Source organism: Micromonospora sp. NPDC005197, from assembly GCF_040608295.1.
Lineage (GTDB): Bacteria > Actinomycetota > Actinomycetes > Mycobacteriales > Micromonosporaceae > Micromonospora.
In genome coordinates this window covers 1-18,148 of sequence record NZ_JBEXHY010000068.1, presented here as the reverse complement: position 1 = coordinate 18,148, position 18,148 = coordinate 1, and the positions used below count along the sequence as shown (strand labels likewise).

Genomic DNA, 18,148 nt, shown 5'->3' with positions numbered 1-18,148 from the left:
GCATCACCCTGTTCCATACGCAGGGCGAACAGTTATGGGGGCTCGGCGTCCCTCCGCGACTGCGATCTGTTTGAGCACGGGCTGCGGACCTGCCGCAGCAATCAGTGACCTCGGTCGCGGCGGAGGAAACGCGACAGCAGTTGCCTGAACTCGTGCGGGTGCTCGATCGCCGGCACGTGCCCGCATCGGCCGAGCACGTGCAGACGGACATCGGCCAGGTGTTCGAGCAGAGGCTGGGCTGCCGTCGCGAGCGGGGTGACTCGGTCCTCGGCGCCGTGAACGAGCAGCACGGGCGCGCGGATCGCTGCCAGCGTCTGCGCCGAGAGGGTGAGATCGTCGACCCATCGTGCCCGAGGTGGAGGGAACAACGACGCGAATGCGGCCGCCCCCGCTCGCATCGCAGCTGCACGGGCATCGACGGCCGCATCCGTGACGAGCGCTTGGTCGAGGACGAGGCGACTCAGCATGTCTCGGGCCCCGAGCGGGCCGGCCGGGGCGGCCCAGACCGCGTCGAGCTCGGCGGACAGCGGCGCTCCGGGGGCGCCCATCGTCGAGACCGCCACGACACGGGTGACCTGCTGGGGGCGCGCGGCCGCCAACGCCAGCGCCACGGCACCGCCCATGGAGTGACCCACCACGGCGTAGTGCTCGATACCGAGAGCATCCATCAGGCCCGCAGCCTGCTCCGTCCACAGCCGGAGCCCACCCGTGGAGCCCGCCGGGACCGGTGTACGGCCGAACCCCGCCTGGTCGGGAGCCACCAGGTGCCAGGACGCGCCCAGCGCCTGCGCCGTCGTCGCCCAGGCGCCGGACCCGGTCGTGCCGGGTCCGGAGCCGTGCAGCATCAGCACCGCGGGCCCGGTGCCGCTCTCCAGGACGTGGACGGGGGAACCGTCGACTGCGACGGTCCGAAGTGCCGTCACCGGGCCAGACCAGGTGTGTTCACGCCGAGGCGGAGTTGACGGACTTCGAGAAGAGCTCCATCATCGCCCGGCCGAACTGCGGCATGTCGGGCCATCCCCGGCAGGAGACGAGGTTGCCGTCCACGACGTCGGGAGCGTCGATGACCGTCGCGCCCGCGTTCTCCATGTCACCGGTGATGGGTGGGAAGCACGCCGTCTTCCGACCCTTCAGCAGCCCGTACACCGCTGGAACCTGCGCGCCGTGGCACACCAGCGCGATGGGAAGGTTGCGTGCGAAGAAGTGCTCGGTAATGCGCCTGACGTCGGCGTCGACCCGGATCCACTCGGGGGCACGTCCCCCGGGGATGATGAGGGCGTCATAGCGCTCGACGTCGACCTCGGCCCAGGGCACGTCGACCGGCAGCTTCCGGCCGTTCTTCTCCACGTAGGCGTCGGAGTTGGGGTCGAACTCGTGGATGACCAGTTGCACGTCACGCATCGTCCGTGACGAGACGTCGACGTCCCAGCCGCCCTCCTGCACGCGGTAGTAGGGATACATGGTGTCGAGTTCCTCGGCGGCGTCGCCGGTCAGGAGCAGCGCTCTGGGCACCTGCTTCTCCTCGCATCTGGTGGCGGTGGCGGTGAGGTGGATCCAATCCGATCCGATCGAGTCAGCATTCCTCGGCCCAGCCCGCCCGTCAACCCTCCAGCGCCATTCCGTCCTCGTCCTTGACCTCGTCGAACAATCGTCGGAAACGCTCGCCGGACCGCAGGATGTGCCGACGCATCGCGTAGGCGGCGGCGTCGGGGTCACGCGCGGCGATCGCGGCCACCACGTCCTCGTGCTCGGCCATCGCCAGGTGAGTGACCTGGGTGTCGTGGTGCAGCCGGAAGAGGTGCACGTGGCTGTGCAGGCGAGCGAGCGTTTCACGGATGACCTGGTTCTCCGCGCTCAGGGCGACGAGATCGTGAAAAGCGGCGTCGCGTAGCCCGAAGGCGCCATAGGCCAGCAGCCCGCTACCCCCCTCGAGCTCCGCCATCTCCTCCAGCATTCGTCGCAGACCGGCCACCTGCTCTGAGGACGCCCGCTCGGCGGATCTGCGCGCCGCCGCCGGCTCGAGGAGCAGGCGAACCTCGAGCATGTCCTCGAATCGGTGACGGGTGATCTGGGGAGGAATGCGGTAGCCGGCGTGGGGCACCCGCACGACCAGACCCTCGGCCTCCATGCGGTTCAGGGCGTCTCGGATCGGCGTCTGCGAGACCCCCAACTCTCGCGCCAGGACGTCGATCGTGACGCGGGAGCCGGGCTCGATCCGTAGCGACATCAGCTGTCCGAGCAGCGTGTCGTACACCTCGTCGGCAAGCCGGCCACGAGATCTTCCCGGCGGCATTCCGCCCGGCATGGCCCTACGGCCCCGCGCGATCATCGCTTCGTCGTCCATCGTGACCTGAGGTCCTTTCTTGCGCCTTCGGGAACCTGTTGACACCAGTCACAACGCTGCGGCATTCTGACGCCCCCAACCAGATCGTATAGGAAACGCGACGGATGATCTTCATCCGCCACCATCGCGGAACCGCCCGCCATGGCCACGTCGATCACCTGGAGGGCCTGCTCGACGGCGTGAAGGCCCAGTACATCGCGGCGTACTCGTGACGCCGGTCCCCGGGTCGGCCCCCGCGACAGCCCGGCAACACACCCGAACAACCCAGCAACTGCTCGGCGAAGCACATAGCGAGGCTCTAGAAGTCCCCACCCAGAAAGCAGGCGAGAAGATGCGGAATCCACGGCGAATAGGACGAATATCCGTTCCTGGCCGAAAGGTGCAGCTGGCGGCGGCGGCCATGCTGCTGGTCGCCACGACCGTGACGGCATGCGGCGACGGCAAGGACGACGGCGGGAAGGCGAGTGCCCCCAAGGCACCGGCGACCATCCCGGAGCTCACCAAGGACCCGCTGACTCTCAGCTTCATCTGGTTCGACTGGCCGCCCGCCAAGGCGCTGGAAGCCTTCGCGAACGCCGAGTACACAAAAGAGCGGCCGAACGCGACCATCAAGGTCAACACCGTGCCGAACGCGAACTGGCACGACGCGATGTTCACCCAGTTCGCCGCGCACAAGACCGACTTCGACATCGCGATCCTGGACTCGCAACACATCGGCGAGGCCGTGACGAACGGCAACATCCTCGACATCACCGACTTCGTCAAGAACAACATCGACGTCACGGCCTACAACCCGTACCTGCTGGCGGCCTACGGCCAGTTCCCCCAGGCGGAGACCGGCAAGCGCGACGAGAACGCCAGCCTGTACGGACTGCCGCTGCTCGGCGACACCTGGACGATGATCTACCGCAAGGACCTGATCGGCGACAAGCCGCCGCAGACCTGGGACCAGATGATCGCAGCTGCCGAGAAGTGCCAGGCGGACAACCCCGGCGTCAGCGGGCTGGCTTTCCACCAGGCCAACGGCTCCGACGCCGCAGCCGTCACCTACAACACGGTCAACGGGGTCTACGGCGGCAACCTCTGGGACGCCAAGACCCGCAAGATCGAGGGCGTCCTCAACGACGCGGCGGGCCAGGAGGCGATGGACGTCCTGGTCAACAAGATGAAGCCGCTGACCGCCAAGGGCTCCGGCAACTGGTTCATCGACGAGGTGAACGCGGCGGTCGCCCAGGGCAAGGCGTGCATCGCGTTCAACTGGATCGCCGCGAGCGGCGGCCTGCTCGATCCGAAGCAGTCGACGCTCGGCAAGACGCGGGAGCAGATTCTCGACAAGCTGGGCTTCGCCACCCTGCCGAGCCAGAAGACGAACCTGGTCCCCCTCGGCGGTATGGGGATGCACGTGTCGGCCTACTCCGCCAAGGCGAACCAGGCCGAGGCCCTGAACTTCATGAAGTGGTTCGAGCGGCCTGACATTCAGAAGAAGTGGGCCGCGGCCGGTGGCGTGCCGTCGCGTACGGATGCCCTGGAGTCGCCCGAGTTCCTCAATGCCGGGCCGTTCAACCAGGTCTACACCGACTCGGTTCCGCGGATGCGGGACATGTGGAACGTGCCCGAGTACGCGCGCCTCGTCGACATCGAGAACACCAACGTGAACGCGGCTCTCAACGGCGCGAAGAAGCCGAAGGATGCGCTCGACGACATCGCCAAGGAGCAGCAGGGCGTGCTCGACTCCAGCGGCCGCAAGGGCGGCGGCGGACTGTGAGTGCGCCCGTCCCCCTGTCGACCGACAACCCCGGGCAGGTGGCGTCCGCGGCGCCACCTGCACCGGGTCGGTCCCGCCGGCTGACCGACCGCGGGCTCGCCGTGGCCTTCATCTCCCCCGCGCTGCTGCTGTTGCTCGCCATGTCGGTGTTCCCGTTGCTGTGGGCGTTGTACCTGTCGTTCACCGACTACTCGGCCACCCGCGGGGGGCCCGCCGGGTTCGTCGGATTCGGGAACTACACCGCCATCCTGACGTCGGCGCAGGTCCACCAGAGGGCCTTGACGACGTTGATCTACGTGGTCGGCGCGGTCGGCCTGCAGACCGTGCTCGGCTTCGGCATCGCCTACCTGATCTCGCGTCGTACGCACGGGCGAGGACTGCTGACCACCCTGTTCCTGGTTCCGATGATGCTGTCGCCGGTCGTGGTCGGGCTGTTCTGGCGATTCATGCTCGACGCGCAATTCGGCGTGATCAACAGCATGCTCGGCTCGCTCGGCCTGGGGCAGGTGGAGTGGCTCACCCGGCAGCGAACGGCATTGATCTCGCTGGTCATGGTCGACACCTGGCAGTGGACGCCGTTCATCATGCTCATCGCCCTTGCGGGCCTGACCGCGGTTCCCAAGTACCTGTACGAGGCCGCCTCGATCGACCGGGCGTCCGAGTGGTTCCGGTTCCGCACCATCACTCTTCCGCTGGTGTGGCCGCTGCTCCTCATTGCCGTGATGTTCCGGGCCATCGAGGCCTTCCGGCTGTTCGACCTCGTCTACATCCTCACCAACGGAGGCCCGGGTGTCTCAACCGAGACGTTGTCGTTCCACGTCTACAAGGTCGCGTTCCTGGGCTTCAACACCGGGACCGCCTCGGCGTACGGGATCCTCATGGTCCTCGTCGTCATCGTCCTCACGCAGTTGTACCTGCGCTACCTGAACAAGCTCAAGGAGGGCTGATGGCCGTCTCCGTCGACGAGGCCGTGTCCACAGGTCCTGCCCGGGATCGCACGCCCCCCGCGCGCCGTCTTGGTGGCCGGGGCCGCTCCGGGGTGGAGTTGGCGCTGCTGGTGGTGCTGGCCGTCGTGATGCTCTTTCCGGTGCTGTGGATGATCGAGACGTCCATCAAGGAGAACCGGGACGTCTACGCCATCCCGGCCAAGTTCTTCGGCTTCACGGTCACGTTGGACCATTTCAAGGACGTGTTCGTCGCTCCCGGCGGCGGTCGCTCGGCCCTTTCCGTCGCGTTTCTCAACTCCGCCGTGGTCGCCGGGGTGTCCACGGTGCTGGCCACCGTGCTGGGGGTTCCGGCGGCCTGGGCGTACTCACGCTTCGCGGTGAAGGCCAAGAAGGACCAACTGTTCTTCATCCTGTCCACCCGCTTCATGCCGCCCGTGGTGGTCGTAATCCCGATCTTCCTGATGTACCGCCAGGTCGGACTCATCGACAGCAAGCTCGGGCTGATCCTCATCTACGCCGCGTTCAACGTCCCGTTCACGATCTGGATGATGAAGGGATTCGTCGACGAGGTGCCCGCGGAGTACGAGGACGCCGCCATGCTCGACGGCTACACCCGTTTGCAGGCGTTCTGGAAATTCACCCTTCCCCTGCTCGTGCCCGGCATCGCCGCGACGGCGGTCTTCGCACTCATCTTCTCGTGGAACGAGTTCGTGTTCGCCATCTTCCTCACCTCCAGCGACGACGTGCGGACGGCTCCGCCCGCCATCGCCGGCCTCATCGGTGGCACCACCACGGACTGGGGTCTCGTGGCCGCGGCCTCCGTCGTGTTCGCCCTACCGGTGCTCGTCTTCGCCTACCTGGTGCGCAAGCACCTCATCGCCGGTGTGACGCTCGGGGCGGTGCGACGCTGATGGCCGACATCGAGGTGACCGCCCTGCACAAGCGCTACCCGGACGGGACGGTCGCGGTTGACCACGTGGACCTGTCCATCCGCGACGGTGAGCTGTTCGTGATGCTCGGCCCTTCGGGTTGCGGCAAGACGACCACGCTGCGGGCCATAGCCGGCCTGGAGAGGCAGACGACGGGCGACATCCGCATCGGCGACACGCTGGTCAACGACCTGCCGCCCGCCGAGCGCGACATCGCCATGGTGTTCCAGTTCTACGCTCTCTACCCGCATCTGAAGACCCGCGACAACCTGGCGTTCCCACTGCGGGCCGAGGGACTGCCCAAGCCGGAGGTGCACAAGCGGGTCGAGGAGGCCGCCCGGCTGATGCGGCTCGGTCCACTCCTGGACCGGCGACCGCGCCAGCTGTCCGGCGGAGAGCAGCAGCGCGTTGCGCTCGCTCGTGCCCTGGTACGACGACCGCGCGCGTTCCTCATGGACGAACCTCTCACCAATCTGGACGCCGAGCTGAGGGCGGACATGCGCACGGAGATCAAGCACCTGCAGGGCGAGCTGGGGGCGACGATGGTCTACGTCACCCACGACCAGGTCGAGGCGATGTCGCTCGGTCACCGAATCGCCATCCTCAACAAGGGCCGCGTCGAGCAGATCGGCACGCCGCTGGAGGTCTACGACCGTCCCGCGAGTCTCTTCTGCGCGGCATTCATCGGCTCTCCCCCGATGAACCTGATTGAGGTGGAGGTGGCCGACGGAAAGCTGCGCGGTCAGGGCGGACTGGTTCTCACGCCACCGCCAGGCCTGCCGCGTGACCGTCGCCTGGTGGCGGGCGTCCGGCCGGAGGCGCTGGAAGTCACCGAACCACTGGCGGAAGGCTCGATCCCGGCCCGGGTGGTCTCGGCGGAGTGGCTGGGCGACGAAATCATCTACGTGGTCGACCACAGCGGCCAGCGCGACGTACGGGTTCGGATGCCACCGACTGTTCGTTTCGCCGCTGACGCAAAGGTCGGGCTGCGGCACACCGGCGGGACCCCGGCGGTCTACGACGTGAGCACGGAAGAGCTGGTGGCCTGATGGGAACCGTGGCAGCGCACGGGCTGCGCAAGTCCTTCGGCAAGGTCCAGGCCCTGAACGGGGTGACGCTGGACGTGCCGGACGGCTCGTTCTTCGTCGTGCTCGGGCCCTCCGGGGCAGGCAAGACGACGACCCTGCGGGCGATCGCCGGGCTGGAGAAGCTTGACGCCGGGTCGGTGCGCCTGGACGGGAGGGACGCGACAGGTGACGCCCCGGCCGCACGCGACCTGGCCATGGTCTTCCAGAACTACGCCCTCTACCCGCGACACACGGTGTACGAGAACATCGCCTCGCCGCTGCGGGCACGCCGTAGTTCCGCGAGCGAGATCGCCGCGGCCGTCGAGCAGATGTCGAGCCTGCTGCACATCGAACGTCTGCTGCAACGTCGACCCGCGCAGTTGTCGGGCGGTGAGATGCAGCGGGTCGCCCTGGCCCGGGCGCTGGTGCGTCGCCCCCGCGCGTTCCTGATGGACGAGCCGCTGACGAACCTCGACCTCAAGCTCCGCGTCGAGATGCGCACCGAGCTCACCCGCATCCACCGGAGCCTCGGAGCGACCTTCGTCTACGTGACCAACGACCAGGTCGAGGCCCTGTCCATGGCCGACCGGGTAGCGGTCCTCAAGGAGGGGAAGGTGCAACAGGTCGGAACGCCGACCGAGGTGTACGAGCGTCCCGCCAACCAGTGGGTCGCAGGATTCGTGGGGAGCCCACCGATCAGCCTGCTCGCCTGCCGCGCCGAGGGAGATCGTCTGGTCGGTGCGGACGGCTGGACGCTGCCGCGGCCCCGCTGGACCACGGCTGAGGACGGCCGGGCGCTGCTGCTGGGCCTGCGCGCGGAGGACCTGTCCGTCGAACAGCGTGGGCACGCGTCGTTGTCCGGCGAGCTCTACGGGCTTGAGCCGCTCGGTGACCGCACGGTGGTCGACGTCCGAGTGGGGACGGAGATCCTCAAGGTCAAGGCACGACCCACCGTCACCGGTACGCCCGGCGAGCGGCTGCACGTCACGGTCGACCTGGACCGTGCGCACCTGTTCGACGCGGACACCGGGCTGTCGTTGTCCGAGGCTGGGCGGTAACCGCGCCGGCAGACGGGGCCACGGCCACCTTCGACCCGCTCGGCAACCTCGCCCCGGACCAGGGCGGGTGACCCGTCCGTCCACGCGCACAGCGCGCTCGCTGGGGCACGCCGGACATCACCACGAGGATCACAGGAGGCGACGCAATGAGTGACCCGATGAACGTCCTGGCCCCCGAGCACCGGCGGCTCCGGATCGGCGGCGCCTGGCGCGACGCCGCGAGCGGAGCCACCTTTGCCGTCGAGGACCCGGCCACCGGCAGAGCCATCGCCGAGGTGGCGGACGCGGACGTCGTTGACGGGCTCGCCGCTCTGGACGCGGCGAGCACGGCAATGACGGAGTGGGCGGCGACCCCGCCGCGGAAACGGTCGGAGTTGTTGACCGCGACGTACCGGGCGCTGATCGAGCGATCCGAGGAGGTCGCCCGGCTGATAACGCTCGAGATGGGCAAGCCGCTCGTCGAGGCTCGGGCGGAGGTGGCCTACGGCGCCGAGTTCTTCCGTTGGTTCGCCGAGGAGGCGGTGCGCGTCGAGGGGCGCTACAGCACCGCTCCCGCAGGCGGGTATCGCATCCTCACCGTGCCGAAGCCGGTCGGACCGTGCGTCTTCGTGACGCCCTGGAACTTTCCGCTGGCCATGGGCGCCCGCAAGATCGCTCCCGCGCTGGCCGCGGGCTGCACGACGATCACCAAGCCAGCAGCCCAGACGCCACTCACCATGCTGTTCCTGGCCCGCATCATGGAGGAGGTCGGCGTACCCCCGGGCGTTGTCAACGTGCTGACCACCAAGCGTTCCGGCGAGGTCATCTCCGCACTGCTGGCCGACAGTCGGACCCGCAAGCTGTCGTTCACCGGGTCGACCGAGGTCGGGCGCGTGCTGCTCCGACAGGCTGCGGACAACGTGCTGCGTACGTCCATGGAACTGGGCGGCAACGCGGCCCTGATCGTGTGTGCCGACGCTGACCTGGACGTCGCGCTCGACGGTGCCATGGTCGCCAAGATGCGCAACATCGGGGAGTCCTGCATCGCGGCCAACCGGATCTACGTCGAGGAGCCGGTGCGCGAGGAGTTCACGGCGCGCTTCGCCGAGCGGATGGGCGCGCTTTCGGTGGGCCATGGTCTCGACGACGGCGTGAACGTCGGGGCGTTGATCGACGAGGCTTCGGTCACCAGGATCGACGAGCTCGTCGCCGACGCGGTCGATCGCGGCGCCCGGATCGTGGTGGGCGGCGAGCGTCCGGATGGGCCGGGCCACTTCTACCCGCCCACGGTCCTCGTCGACGTGCCCGACGACGCGCGGATGCTGAAGACGGAGATCTTCGGCCCGGTGGCGCCGATCATCTCGTTCACGTCCGACGACGAGGTGCTGGCGAAGGCCAACGACACCGAGCACGGCCTGGTCGGATACGTCTTCACCCGTGACCTCCAGCGGGCGCTCCGGTTCGCCGAAGGGCTGGACACGGGAATGGTCGGCATCAACCGTGGCCTGATCTCGGACCCGTCAGCTCCGTTCGGAGGCGTGAAGCAGTCCGGGATCGGCAAGGAGGGGTCGCACGAGGGCATCCTCGAGTACCTCGACCTCACCTACGCGGCGATCGACCTACCGTGACCGGCCTGCCGCCCCGAGCTTCCGCCCCGCACATCGCCGCCGACGTTCGAGAGAGGCACTGACATGCTTGAGACCGTCCGCGGACCACGCCAGCTGATAGTGGGCGAAGGGGTCGCGCAGAACATCCCACGAGTGGTGGCCGAGAGTGGCTCGCGAGTCCTCATCGTGACCGACCAGGTCCTTCTCGGGCAGCCGGGCGTGGCCGAGATCGTGGCCGCCGTGCGGGAGAGGGTCGAGGTCGTCGGGGTGTTCTCCGACGCGACGTCAGACGTGCCACTCGCCGATGTCGCCCTGGCCGTCTCGGTCGCCGCCGAGGTGGACGCCGACGTGATCCTCGCCATCGGGGGTGGCACGGTGATCGACCTCGCCAAGATCGTCGGCGTCATCCGCCGCCACGGCGGGACGCCGCGCGACTTCTACGGCGAGTCGAAGGTGCCGGGGCCCACGATTCCTCTCGTCGCGGTCCCGACGACGTCCGGCACCGGCTCCGAGCTCACACCCGTCTCGGTGTTGACCGACCCGGACCGCGAGCTGAAGGTGGGGGTCTCCAGCGTCCACATCGTGCCCGACTTCGCCATCGTCGACCCCGAACTCACCTACACCTGCCCTGCGACCGTCACCGCCCACTCCGGCATCGACGCGTTCTGTCACGCGGTGGAGAGCTACACCGCGCGAGGGCGGGCCCACGGACCGCGCGACCCGGTGGAGCAGGTCTTCCTCGGCCGCAACCCGATCACCGACCATTACGCGCTCCTGGCCGCCGAGCGGATCGCCCGTAGCTTGCGTCGTGCGGTCAGGGACGGAGGCGACACGGACGCGCGGGCGGACATGTCCTATGGGTCCATGCTCGCCGGGCTGGCGTTCTCCCACGCGGGCAACGCGGCCCCGCACGCTCTCCAGTACCCCATCGGCGCAGCCACGCACACGCCGCACGGCCTGGGCGTCGGGCTGCTGCTGCCCTACGCGCTGGACGCGGCCAGGGAGGCCATCAGCGACCGGTTGGCCATCCTCGCCGGTGTGTGCGGGCTCGACGTGACCGACGCCTCGGATACCGAGGCCGCAGATATGTTCCTCACCTGGCTCGACGGGCTCCTTGCCGACATCGGCATCCCTGCCACCCTGGCGGACATCGGCGTGGCACGCGCCGACCTCCCGCGCTTCGCGGAGATGGCCAGTGGCGTCACCCGCCTGATCCAGAACCATCCAGGCCCGACCGACACCGCCAGCCTGACCGCGATCCTCGAAGCGGCCTGGACCGGGGACCGGATCCGACACGTCACGTCCTGACTCCGAACAGAGGCAGTGGCGGGCCTTTCACACGACGACGAGTGGTCGGGGGCGCTCCCCTCGACGGCCTGGCTCCACCACCACGTCAGCGGCACGGGAGCTGCCGCGACGGCGCTGAGGGCCATCCAGTAAGTGAGGTCGCGCTACGGTGCGAGGGGCACCGGCGACGGCGGAATCAGCTGGTCGGCTGGAAGACGGCCCGTACGCATCCGTCGAGTTTCTGTTTGAACATCTCGTAGCCGCGCGGCGCTTGGTCCAACGGCATCGTGTGTGTCGCGAGATGCTCCGTGACCAGCTCGCCGCGGGCCATCCGCTCCAGCAGCATGGGAATGTAGCGCTGTCCGTGCTGCTGTGCGCCGCGCAGCGTCAGCCCCTTGTTCATCACCGCCCCGAGCGGAAACTTGTCAACCAGGCCGCCGAACACACCCAGGATGAACACGCTGCCGCCCTTGCGGCAGTTGTAGATCGCCTCCCGGGCGGCGATCGGTCGGTCGGACTCGATGCGCAGCTGCTGCTTGACCTGGTCGTACCAGAACTGCGGACCGCTGCTGTGCGACTCCATACCCACTGCCTCGATGCACACGTCCGGGCCTCGGCCGCCACTGCGCTCCAGCAATTCGCCGCTGACGTCCTGCTGCTCGTAGTTCAGCGTCTCGACGCCGAGATGTGTCTGGGCCATCTGGAGCCGGTTGTCGAGTCGGTCGATCACGATCACCCGATCGGCACCGAGCAGCACGGACGCCCGAGCCGCCATCTGCCCGACCGCACCAGCACCCCAGACCGCCACGACATCGCCCGGTTTGACGCCGGCGAGGTCGGCGCCCATCCAACCGGTCGGCGCGGAGTCGGAAGCGAAGAGCGCGCGCTCGTCGCTCACCTCGTCCGGGACGGTGAAGGCGCCCTGGTCGGCGTAGGGGACGCGGATGAACTCGGCGTGGCTGCCGGCGAAGCCCCCCAGTGCGTGCGAGTAGCCGTAGCAGCCTCCGGGCGCGGCGCCCCAGACGTTCTCGGTGATCATCGGGTTGGTGTTTCCGTTGTCGCACAGCGAGAACTGTTGTTGCTGGCAGTACCAGCACTTGCCGCAGGAGACGAACGAGCAGACGACGACCCGGTCGCCTACCTTGTGCTTGCGTACCTGCGAACCGACCTCGACGACCTCGCCGAGGAACTCGTGCCCGAGGACATCGCCGCGTTCCATGAACGGGATGTACCCGCCGAGCAGGTGCAGGTCCGAACCACACGTCACAGTCCGCCGGACCCGCACAATGACGTCCTGCTCGTTACGCATCTGCGGGTCCGGCACCTGCCGCACCGCGAGCTCGTTGGCTCCCTCCCAGACCAGCGCCTTCACTGTCGTCCCTCCCGCCGACCCTGCTGGGTGGCCATTCGCAGTGGCTTGTTCATCGGAGTCGGCTCGGTCGTGGGCGGATAGTCCGGGTGCAGGACCTCACTGGTTTCGATCAGTTGCTTCGACTCGCGCAGCGCAGCCCGGATCGCCTGTTCAGGATCCCGGCCGGTGACCCGTCGGGCCGCGGCGGCAACAGGGAGTCGGGCGCCGTCGCGCAGCCGTACGGCGATCTCGGTCCCCCGGCCGCCGGGGGCAGGCCGGACCTGGACCTCGACGGCGTCGCCAAGCCCGGCCAGCGGCTCGGGGAACTGGCCGCCCGGGGCGACGTCACCCGCCGGTCGGTTCACCGTCGCCACGTGCCACCGCGCCCCGCGCCGCCGGGCCTGAACCCGTTGCCACTGGTCATTGCCCCGGCCAGCCCCACCGAGCAGGCGCCGGACAACCATCCCCCCGGCAATCGCGGCCGCACCACCGATCAGCCACCTCATGTCCGCCCCTGTCACTTGATCTGCTCGTGCGGGTGCCGTCGATAATCGGCAACCTTCAGAGCAAACTCTTTCATAAGGGGCGAACCCCGCAGGGGCGTTTGCAACACGCGCGGAGTTTCCACTGGCCAGGGCATTCTGCGAGGAGACCGTGCCCGTGACGCCGGTCGTTGACCCGGCGGTACGCGTGCGGACCGGGGGGGGGTTCCCGAACGGCGTGGGCGGGCAGGGCCGCATGGTGAGGCGCACGCCTGCGGCGACGCCTCCCCGACGGTCATCGAGCCGGTGCGACACATCGGGTAGGCGTCGAAGTTCAGGTCTTTCGCGCCGTACGCCGGTTGCCGAACGACTCCATGGTGGTCGCCTTCTTGGCCGGTGCCCTGGTGGCGGACGTGGTGCGGGCCCGGGTCGGCGCGGCCTTCTTCGCCGGCGCCTTCTTCGCCGCGGCCCTCGCTGAGGGCGCCTTCTTTGGTGGTGCGTTCTTGGCGGCGGCCGCCTTCGCCGTCGGCCTGCGGCTGGGCGAGGCCGTGGTGGCGGAAACGTCCTTCTTCCGGGCGACGCGGGGCGTGGTCGGCGTGGGCTTCTCGCCGGGCGTCTTGGCTGCGCTCGCGCCGGTGGCCCGCTTCGTGGCAGCGGCGACCTTCTTGGCCGCCACCTTCCGGCTCGGCGGCATCTTCGTCGCCCCGGTGGCCTTGGTGGCTCCGGGTGATCTGCGTGCCGGGACGGTTGTCCTGCGTGGGCTCATCCTCGCTCCTCTCGGGTCTCGCCGGCATCACCAGCGCTGCCGGACGACAGACGTGGCGGGTCGCCTGGGCCCGATCGGCGAGGTGTTCCCGCGCCTCCGGCCGCCAAACGCGGGACGGAACGGCCGCGTCCAGCAGCCCGGGCCGGTCAGCCTGCTCCGCACGGCACGCGCACGAATGAGGAATGATTGGTTCATGACCGTGCGTGACGTGAGAACCGACGAGTCCCTTTCCGGGGTACGGGTCCTGGTCACGGGGGCGACCAACGGCCTTGGCCGCTCGATGGCCGAGGCGCTGGCCGACGGCGGCGCGCGGGTGGTCATCACCAGCCGCGATGAGGGCCGCACCGCCCAGGTCGCCGAGCAGATCGACGCCGAGCGCGGGCGGGTCGGTGGCGTCGCCATGGACGTCCGGGATGAGCGCTCGGTGGCCGACGGTGTCCGCCGGACGGTCGACCTCCTGGGCGGACTCGATGTGCTGGTCAACAACGCGGGGATCGGCATGCGAACCGTGAACCCGGAGTTCTTCACCGAACCTCGGGGCTTCTGGGAGGTCACGCCCGACGGTTTCCGGGACGTGATCGACACGAACCTCACCGGCTACTTCCTGGTCGCCCGCGCGGTCGTACCGACCTTCTTCACCGCCGGCGGCGGACGCATCGTGAACATCTCGCTCAACGAGGAGACCATGATCCGTAGAGGTTTCGTGCCCTACGGCCCGTCACGAGCGGGGTCCGAGGCGCTGTCCCGCATCATGGCCGCCGATCTGCGCGAGCACTCGGTATGGGTCAACGTACTCCTGCCCGGCGGGGCCACCCGTACCGGCATGATCCCGGACGGGATGCCCCAGGCGGTTCGCGAGCAGATGCTTGATCCCGCCGTCATGGCCGCGCCGATCCGCTGGCTGTGCTCGCCGGCCGCCGACGGTGTCACCGACGAACGCATCGTGGCCCGCGACTTCGACGCGTGGCTGCGTACCCGGACGACCGATCCGTCCCGGGTCCGCTGATCGCCGCTGGCGCGAAGGACAGGTCGGTGACGCGAAGGCCAGGTCAGGGTCCGGGCACTACCAGGCCGGCCAGGTCGGCTGACAGCTACACATGGCGCGCCATCGCTGCCTCCGCCGACGACGCATGGGGCACCGACTCCCGCGGCAATCAACTGTTCGGCGAGAACCTGTGCCTGGAGAGCGCGCAGCTGCTCGGCGACGATCCGAACGCCGATCCCTGGAACTGACCCGGGGTTGACGAGCACCCCTCGCTCGATGCTGTGCCACCGCTGCGAACGCTTGATGTGGACGGCCTGAACGCGTCTGTTATCGACGCCCTCCCGACGGAAGTCCCACCGTTGCTCCGCTGCGAGTCCGCCGGTGGCGAGTAGTTCAGCCGCGCAGGCGTCGGCGGCGTCGAGGTTCCCCGAGAGCGCCAGGATGTGTGCCGTCACTGGGCCTCGTCGGTTCCTGCACGGCCCGCTCGCGGCGCGCAGCCCGCCGGCCAGCCCAGAACCGTGCCGCGATCACCAGCGCCACAACCGCGAGCAGCACCTCCCCGCCCAGGCCAAGTCGCCGCTCCAGCAGTCCGTACGATGCGCCAGCCAGGTAACCCAGCGCGGCCACCGCCGCTGCCCACAGCGCCCCGCCGGCAACGTTGGCCAGTGTGAACGTGCGCTGCGGTATGCCGCTCATGCCCGCCAGACCCGGCACCAGCGCCCGCAGCGCGGCCGCCCAGCGGCCGAGCACCACTGCGCCGGCGCCCCGCCGACGGATCAGGTCGAGCGCACGACGCAGCTCACCAGATCGAACGAACCGGCGCGGCGTTCGGTCCAGCAGCCGCCGGCCGTAACGGCGGCCAATCAGATAACCCACCTGGTCGCCGAGGGCCGCCCCGGCCAGCGCCACAACCATCACCGCCCACAGCGGCAGCCTCCCGTCGTGGGCGAGGACTCCGCCGACCAGCACGGCCACCTCCCCCGGCACCACCAGGCCAAGGAAGGTCGACGCCTCCAGCGCCGGGAGGAGGAACGCCAAGACGAGCACCAGGGCGGGTGGCAGCGACACCAGCAGGTTGAGCACCTGGTCCATCCGGCAATTGTCATCCCATGACCAGGGGCTGGGCGCGGTGACGGCCAGACCGCTCCCTCCGTTCTCCCCGCACCTCTGGCAGGACACCGGCAGCAGGGCTTTCACGATCGCCGTCACCGCACTCGCCCCGGCAGCGGCCCGCTGTCCGCCGGCACTGACCGCCGCGTCGCCACCCTCGCCGATCTGAGAAGGTGCCGACCAGCATCGGCATCCCGGCCTGCCCGGTCAGCGTGGTGGCGAGGCCTGCTCCAGTGGGCGTCCGTGGGCTCGGATCGCGTCCGCGACGGCGACGCCGAGCAGGACGGCGGCAGCTGCCGCAGCGACCCTGAGTGGCGGCAGACGGACCATCAGCGGCGCTAGGGCCACGAGGGCGAGGATCCCGATCGGCCGCGGCCGGGACACGCGGGCGAAGGCCACGTGTTCGAATAGTGAACGCCCGGCGAGGTAGAGCGCGGGCCCGCCGAGGATGGCGCCGACCCAGGCGGGTTTGGCGTGTCCGGATGGATCCAGCAAGACGAGTTCGGAACCGGCTGAGGTCACGAGGATGCCGGACACCATGAGCAGGTGACAGAGCTCGGCCGACCGACCGAGTCGGCCTGGGTCGACGGATGCCACGACGGCCTCGCCCAAGATCTGGCCGGCTCGGTAGAAGTAGATCCGCCACAGCAACACCGTGGTGAGGAACGACAAGGTAAGAGCCAATATTCGTTCATGCACAATCGGACCACGTAGAAGACTCGAGCCGGAGGTCAGGATCGTCTCACCAAGCGCGACGATGACGAGCTGCCAGTAGCGTTCGGCCAGGTGCTCGCCGGCGACGGCCCACGGGGAAACCCGCGAGCGGCCCAGCCCCGGTACCGGCCAGCCGAGTCTGCCCCCCAGGTAGTCGATCGCCAGGGCCAGCGCCCACAGCGAATTGCGCGTCAACTCGGGTTCGAAGGCTCCGATGAGCCACGGCACGGCCGACGCGCCGAACCAGACGAGCGCCAGCATGTTGACGCGGCGCAGATCGTGGCCCCGCAAGGTAACTACGAAGAAAAGGGTGCGGCCCACCTGGATCGCGACGTACGTGCTCGCGAAGAGAATTCCGGTCTCGGCGAGAGCCCCGGATATCGCGACCGCCAGGAGCAGACTCCCGAACATCGTCGCGAGGACAAGGAACTGGATCTCCGGCCGGAACGGGTCGAATCTGCTGGTCATCCACGCCGTCTGGGTCCAGATCCACCAGACGGCCAATAGCAGCAGCAGAGTCTCGCCGTTTTCCGAAAGGGTAGTGGTCAACGTCTCGGCGACGTGACCCCTGGTGTAGTCCAGCACCAACTCGTGCACGATCCGGGTGAGCGCGAAGACGTACACGAGATCGAAGAACAGTTCCAGGAAGGTCGGCCGTTGCGGACTCTCCCGCCCACGCAGCAGATTGGCCACTCTGTTCGTCGTCACCGGCCCGCCTGCTTTGTCGGCTTGTTCTTGAAGCAGTCGTACCACGTGGCCGCGCCGTCGACAGATAAGACGCACTCCCGATGACTGAAGGCCTGACTGCCGACGAGGGCTGCGGCCCCGCCGCGTCCCCACCGCCGCCCTCGATCAAGCCTGCGGCACATCCGGGACAAGCGCACCCAACTCCAGACGCCGGCCACCCGGTCGTGACGGTTCCGCTCAGCCGCACCGGCAGGATCGGCCGCCTGCGGGTCCGTCGTCGTCGCGGCGGGTCAGTGCGACAGGCAGCGCGGGGGCACGCTGCCCCTCAACCCTTGGCATACATACCCCCGGGGGGTACGGTGTGGGCGAGTGAAGGAGGTCGGACATGGATCACAGCAGCCACGTTCAGAGCCCCACGGCGACTGCGGCACCGGGCTCGGCCGGCCACGCCGGGCATGGGCACGAGGGCCACAACCAGCACAGCCCGGACGCCGACCGGCAGCAGATGCGGGTGGTGGAGAGCTGGGCGGTCGCGGCGTCGGCGACGCTGCATTGCCTGACCGGGTGCGCCATCGGTGAGGTCCTGGGCATGGTCATCGGCACCACGGCCGGGCTGCACAACGCCGCCACCGTGGTGCTGTCGATCGCCCTGGCCTTCGTGTTCGGCTACGGGCTGACCATGCGGGGCGTGTTGCGAGCCGGTGTCAACGTCCGCACCGCGCTGAAGGTGGCCCTGGCCGCCGACACCGTGTCGATTGCGATCATGGAGCTGCTGGACAACGCGTTCATCGTCGCGGTGCCCGGGGCGATGAACGCCGGGCTGACCAGCGTGCTGTTCTGGGCGTCCCTGGCCGGGTCGCTGGTCGTGGCGTTCCTGCTGACCACGCCCGTCAACCGGTGGATGATCAGCCGGGGCAAGGGGCACGCCGTGGTGCACCAGTACCACCACGCCCACTGAGAAACCGGCGACTGCGGCGGCCGAACCCGTCCCGGCGCAGGTGCTGGCCGAGGCGTTCCATCTGGCCAGCACCGGCCGGCCCGGCCCGGTGCTGGTCGACATCCCCAAGGAC

18 protein-coding genes are annotated in these 18,148 nt (G+C 68.9%); 10 read left to right on the top strand and 8 right to left on the bottom strand.

Annotated features, from left to right (window positions below; all coding sequences use genetic code 11):
- Positions 1–101: 101 nt before the first annotated feature.
- The 3 genes from ABZU46_RS20900 to ABZU46_RS20890 all read right to left on the bottom strand — a co-directional run bounded on the left by ABZU46_RS20900 (position 102) and on the right by ABZU46_RS20890 (position 2,344).
- Entirely contained in the window at positions 102–845 is a 744-nt protein-coding gene (locus ABZU46_RS20900; protein ID WP_354860317.1) for an alpha/beta hydrolase, read from the bottom strand.
- 97 nt (positions 846–942) lie between these two features.
- Positions 943–1,512, bottom strand: a complete 570-nt coding sequence (locus ABZU46_RS20895; RefSeq protein ID WP_222952845.1) for a DJ-1/PfpI family protein — start codon at positions 1,510–1,512, stop codon at positions 943–945.
- Between the two features lie 88 nt (positions 1,513–1,600).
- Positions 1,601–2,344 (bottom strand): GntR family transcriptional regulator, encoded by a 744-nt coding sequence (locus ABZU46_RS20890; protein WP_354860302.1) that lies wholly within the window; start codon positions 2,342–2,344, stop codon positions 1,601–1,603.
- A gap of 379 nt (positions 2,345–2,723) precedes the next feature.
- On the opposite strand from ABZU46_RS20890, the gene ABZU46_RS20885 reads away from it, so the two are divergent.
- From ABZU46_RS20885 to ABZU46_RS20855, 7 genes are all read left to right on the top strand, one after another.
- Positions 2,724–4,109 carry an extracellular solute-binding protein gene (locus ABZU46_RS20885; RefSeq protein WP_354860299.1) on the top strand — a complete coding sequence of 462 codons (1,386 nt, stop codon included), beginning with the start codon at positions 2,724–2,726 and terminating at the stop codon, positions 4,107–4,109.
- Positions 4,106–5,056, top strand: a complete 951-nt coding sequence (locus ABZU46_RS20880; RefSeq protein WP_354860296.1) for a sugar ABC transporter permease — start codon at positions 4,106–4,108, stop codon at positions 5,054–5,056. Before ABZU46_RS20885 ends, ABZU46_RS20880 begins: the two co-directional genes overlap by 4 nt.
- The gene (locus ABZU46_RS20875) at positions 5,056–5,967 is read left to right on the top strand and encodes a carbohydrate ABC transporter permease (protein ID WP_354860293.1); all 912 of its coding nucleotides are present in this window, start codon (positions 5,056–5,058) and stop codon (positions 5,965–5,967) included. The genes ABZU46_RS20880 and ABZU46_RS20875 overlap by 1 nt, the downstream gene beginning before the upstream one ends.
- Complete coding sequence (locus tag ABZU46_RS20870; protein ID WP_354860290.1) at positions 5,967–7,034, top strand: ATP-binding cassette domain-containing protein; 1,068 nt, start codon at positions 5,967–5,969, stop codon at positions 7,032–7,034. The genes ABZU46_RS20875 and ABZU46_RS20870 overlap by 1 nt, the downstream gene beginning before the upstream one ends.
- Positions 7,034–8,110, top strand: coding sequence for an ABC transporter ATP-binding protein (locus tag ABZU46_RS20865; RefSeq protein WP_354860288.1), 1,077 nt, complete (start codon positions 7,034–7,036; stop codon positions 8,108–8,110). The genes ABZU46_RS20870 and ABZU46_RS20865 overlap by 1 nt, the downstream gene beginning before the upstream one ends.
- 146 nt (positions 8,111–8,256) lie before the next feature.
- The gene (locus ABZU46_RS20860) at positions 8,257–9,717 is read left to right on the top strand and encodes an NAD-dependent succinate-semialdehyde dehydrogenase (protein WP_354860286.1); all 1,461 of its coding nucleotides are present in this window, start codon (positions 8,257–8,259) and stop codon (positions 9,715–9,717) included.
- Between the two features lie 63 nt (positions 9,718–9,780).
- Complete coding sequence (locus tag ABZU46_RS20855) at positions 9,781–11,004, top strand: iron-containing alcohol dehydrogenase (protein WP_354860283.1); 1,224 nt, start codon at positions 9,781–9,783, stop codon at positions 11,002–11,004.
- 175 nt (positions 11,005–11,179) lie between these two features.
- On the opposite strand, the gene ABZU46_RS20850 is transcribed toward ABZU46_RS20855, so the two are convergent.
- The 3 genes from ABZU46_RS20850 to ABZU46_RS20840 form a co-directional block, all read right to left on the bottom strand.
- Positions 11,180–12,355 carry a zinc-dependent alcohol dehydrogenase gene (locus tag ABZU46_RS20850; RefSeq protein ID WP_354860281.1) on the bottom strand — a complete coding sequence of 392 codons (1,176 nt, stop codon included), beginning with the start codon at positions 12,353–12,355 and terminating at the stop codon, positions 11,180–11,182.
- Positions 12,352–12,699, bottom strand: a complete 348-nt coding sequence (locus ABZU46_RS20845) for a hypothetical protein (protein WP_354860279.1) — start codon at positions 12,697–12,699, stop codon at positions 12,352–12,354. Before ABZU46_RS20845 ends, ABZU46_RS20850 begins: the two co-directional genes overlap by 4 nt.
- A gap of 451 nt (positions 12,700–13,150) precedes the next feature.
- The gene (locus ABZU46_RS20840; protein WP_354860277.1) at positions 13,151–13,582 is read right to left on the bottom strand and encodes a hypothetical protein; all 432 of its coding nucleotides are present in this window, start codon (positions 13,580–13,582) and stop codon (positions 13,151–13,153) included.
- Between the two features lie 208 nt (positions 13,583–13,790).
- On the opposite strand from ABZU46_RS20840, the gene ABZU46_RS20835 reads away from it, so the two are divergent.
- The gene (locus tag ABZU46_RS20835) at positions 13,791–14,588 is read left to right on the top strand and encodes an SDR family oxidoreductase (RefSeq protein ID WP_354860275.1); all 798 of its coding nucleotides are present in this window, start codon (positions 13,791–13,793) and stop codon (positions 14,586–14,588) included.
- 26 nt (positions 14,589–14,614) lie between these two features.
- On the top strand, positions 14,615–14,815 hold the full coding sequence (locus tag ABZU46_RS20830) for a hypothetical protein (RefSeq protein ID WP_354860272.1): 201 nt from the start codon (positions 14,615–14,617) through the stop codon (positions 14,813–14,815).
- Positions 14,816–14,960: 145 nt separating this feature from the next.
- On the opposite strand, the gene ABZU46_RS20825 is transcribed toward ABZU46_RS20830, so the two are convergent.
- A complete protein-coding gene (locus ABZU46_RS20825; RefSeq protein ID WP_354860269.1) occupies positions 14,961–15,659 on the bottom strand; it encodes a DedA family protein in 699 nt (232 codons plus the stop codon).
- Positions 15,660–15,884: 225 nt separating this feature from the next.
- Positions 15,885–17,099, bottom strand: a complete 1,215-nt coding sequence (locus ABZU46_RS20820; RefSeq protein ID WP_354860266.1) for a low temperature requirement protein A — start codon at positions 17,097–17,099, stop codon at positions 15,885–15,887.
- Positions 17,100–17,463: 364 nt separating this feature from the next.
- Here ABZU46_RS20820 and ABZU46_RS20815 point away from each other — a divergent pair, with 364 nt between their 5' ends.
- A complete protein-coding gene (locus ABZU46_RS20815; protein ID WP_354860264.1) occupies positions 17,464–18,036 on the top strand; it encodes a DUF4396 domain-containing protein in 573 nt (190 codons plus the stop codon).
- The last annotated feature ends 112 nt before the right edge of the window (positions 18,037–18,148 follow it).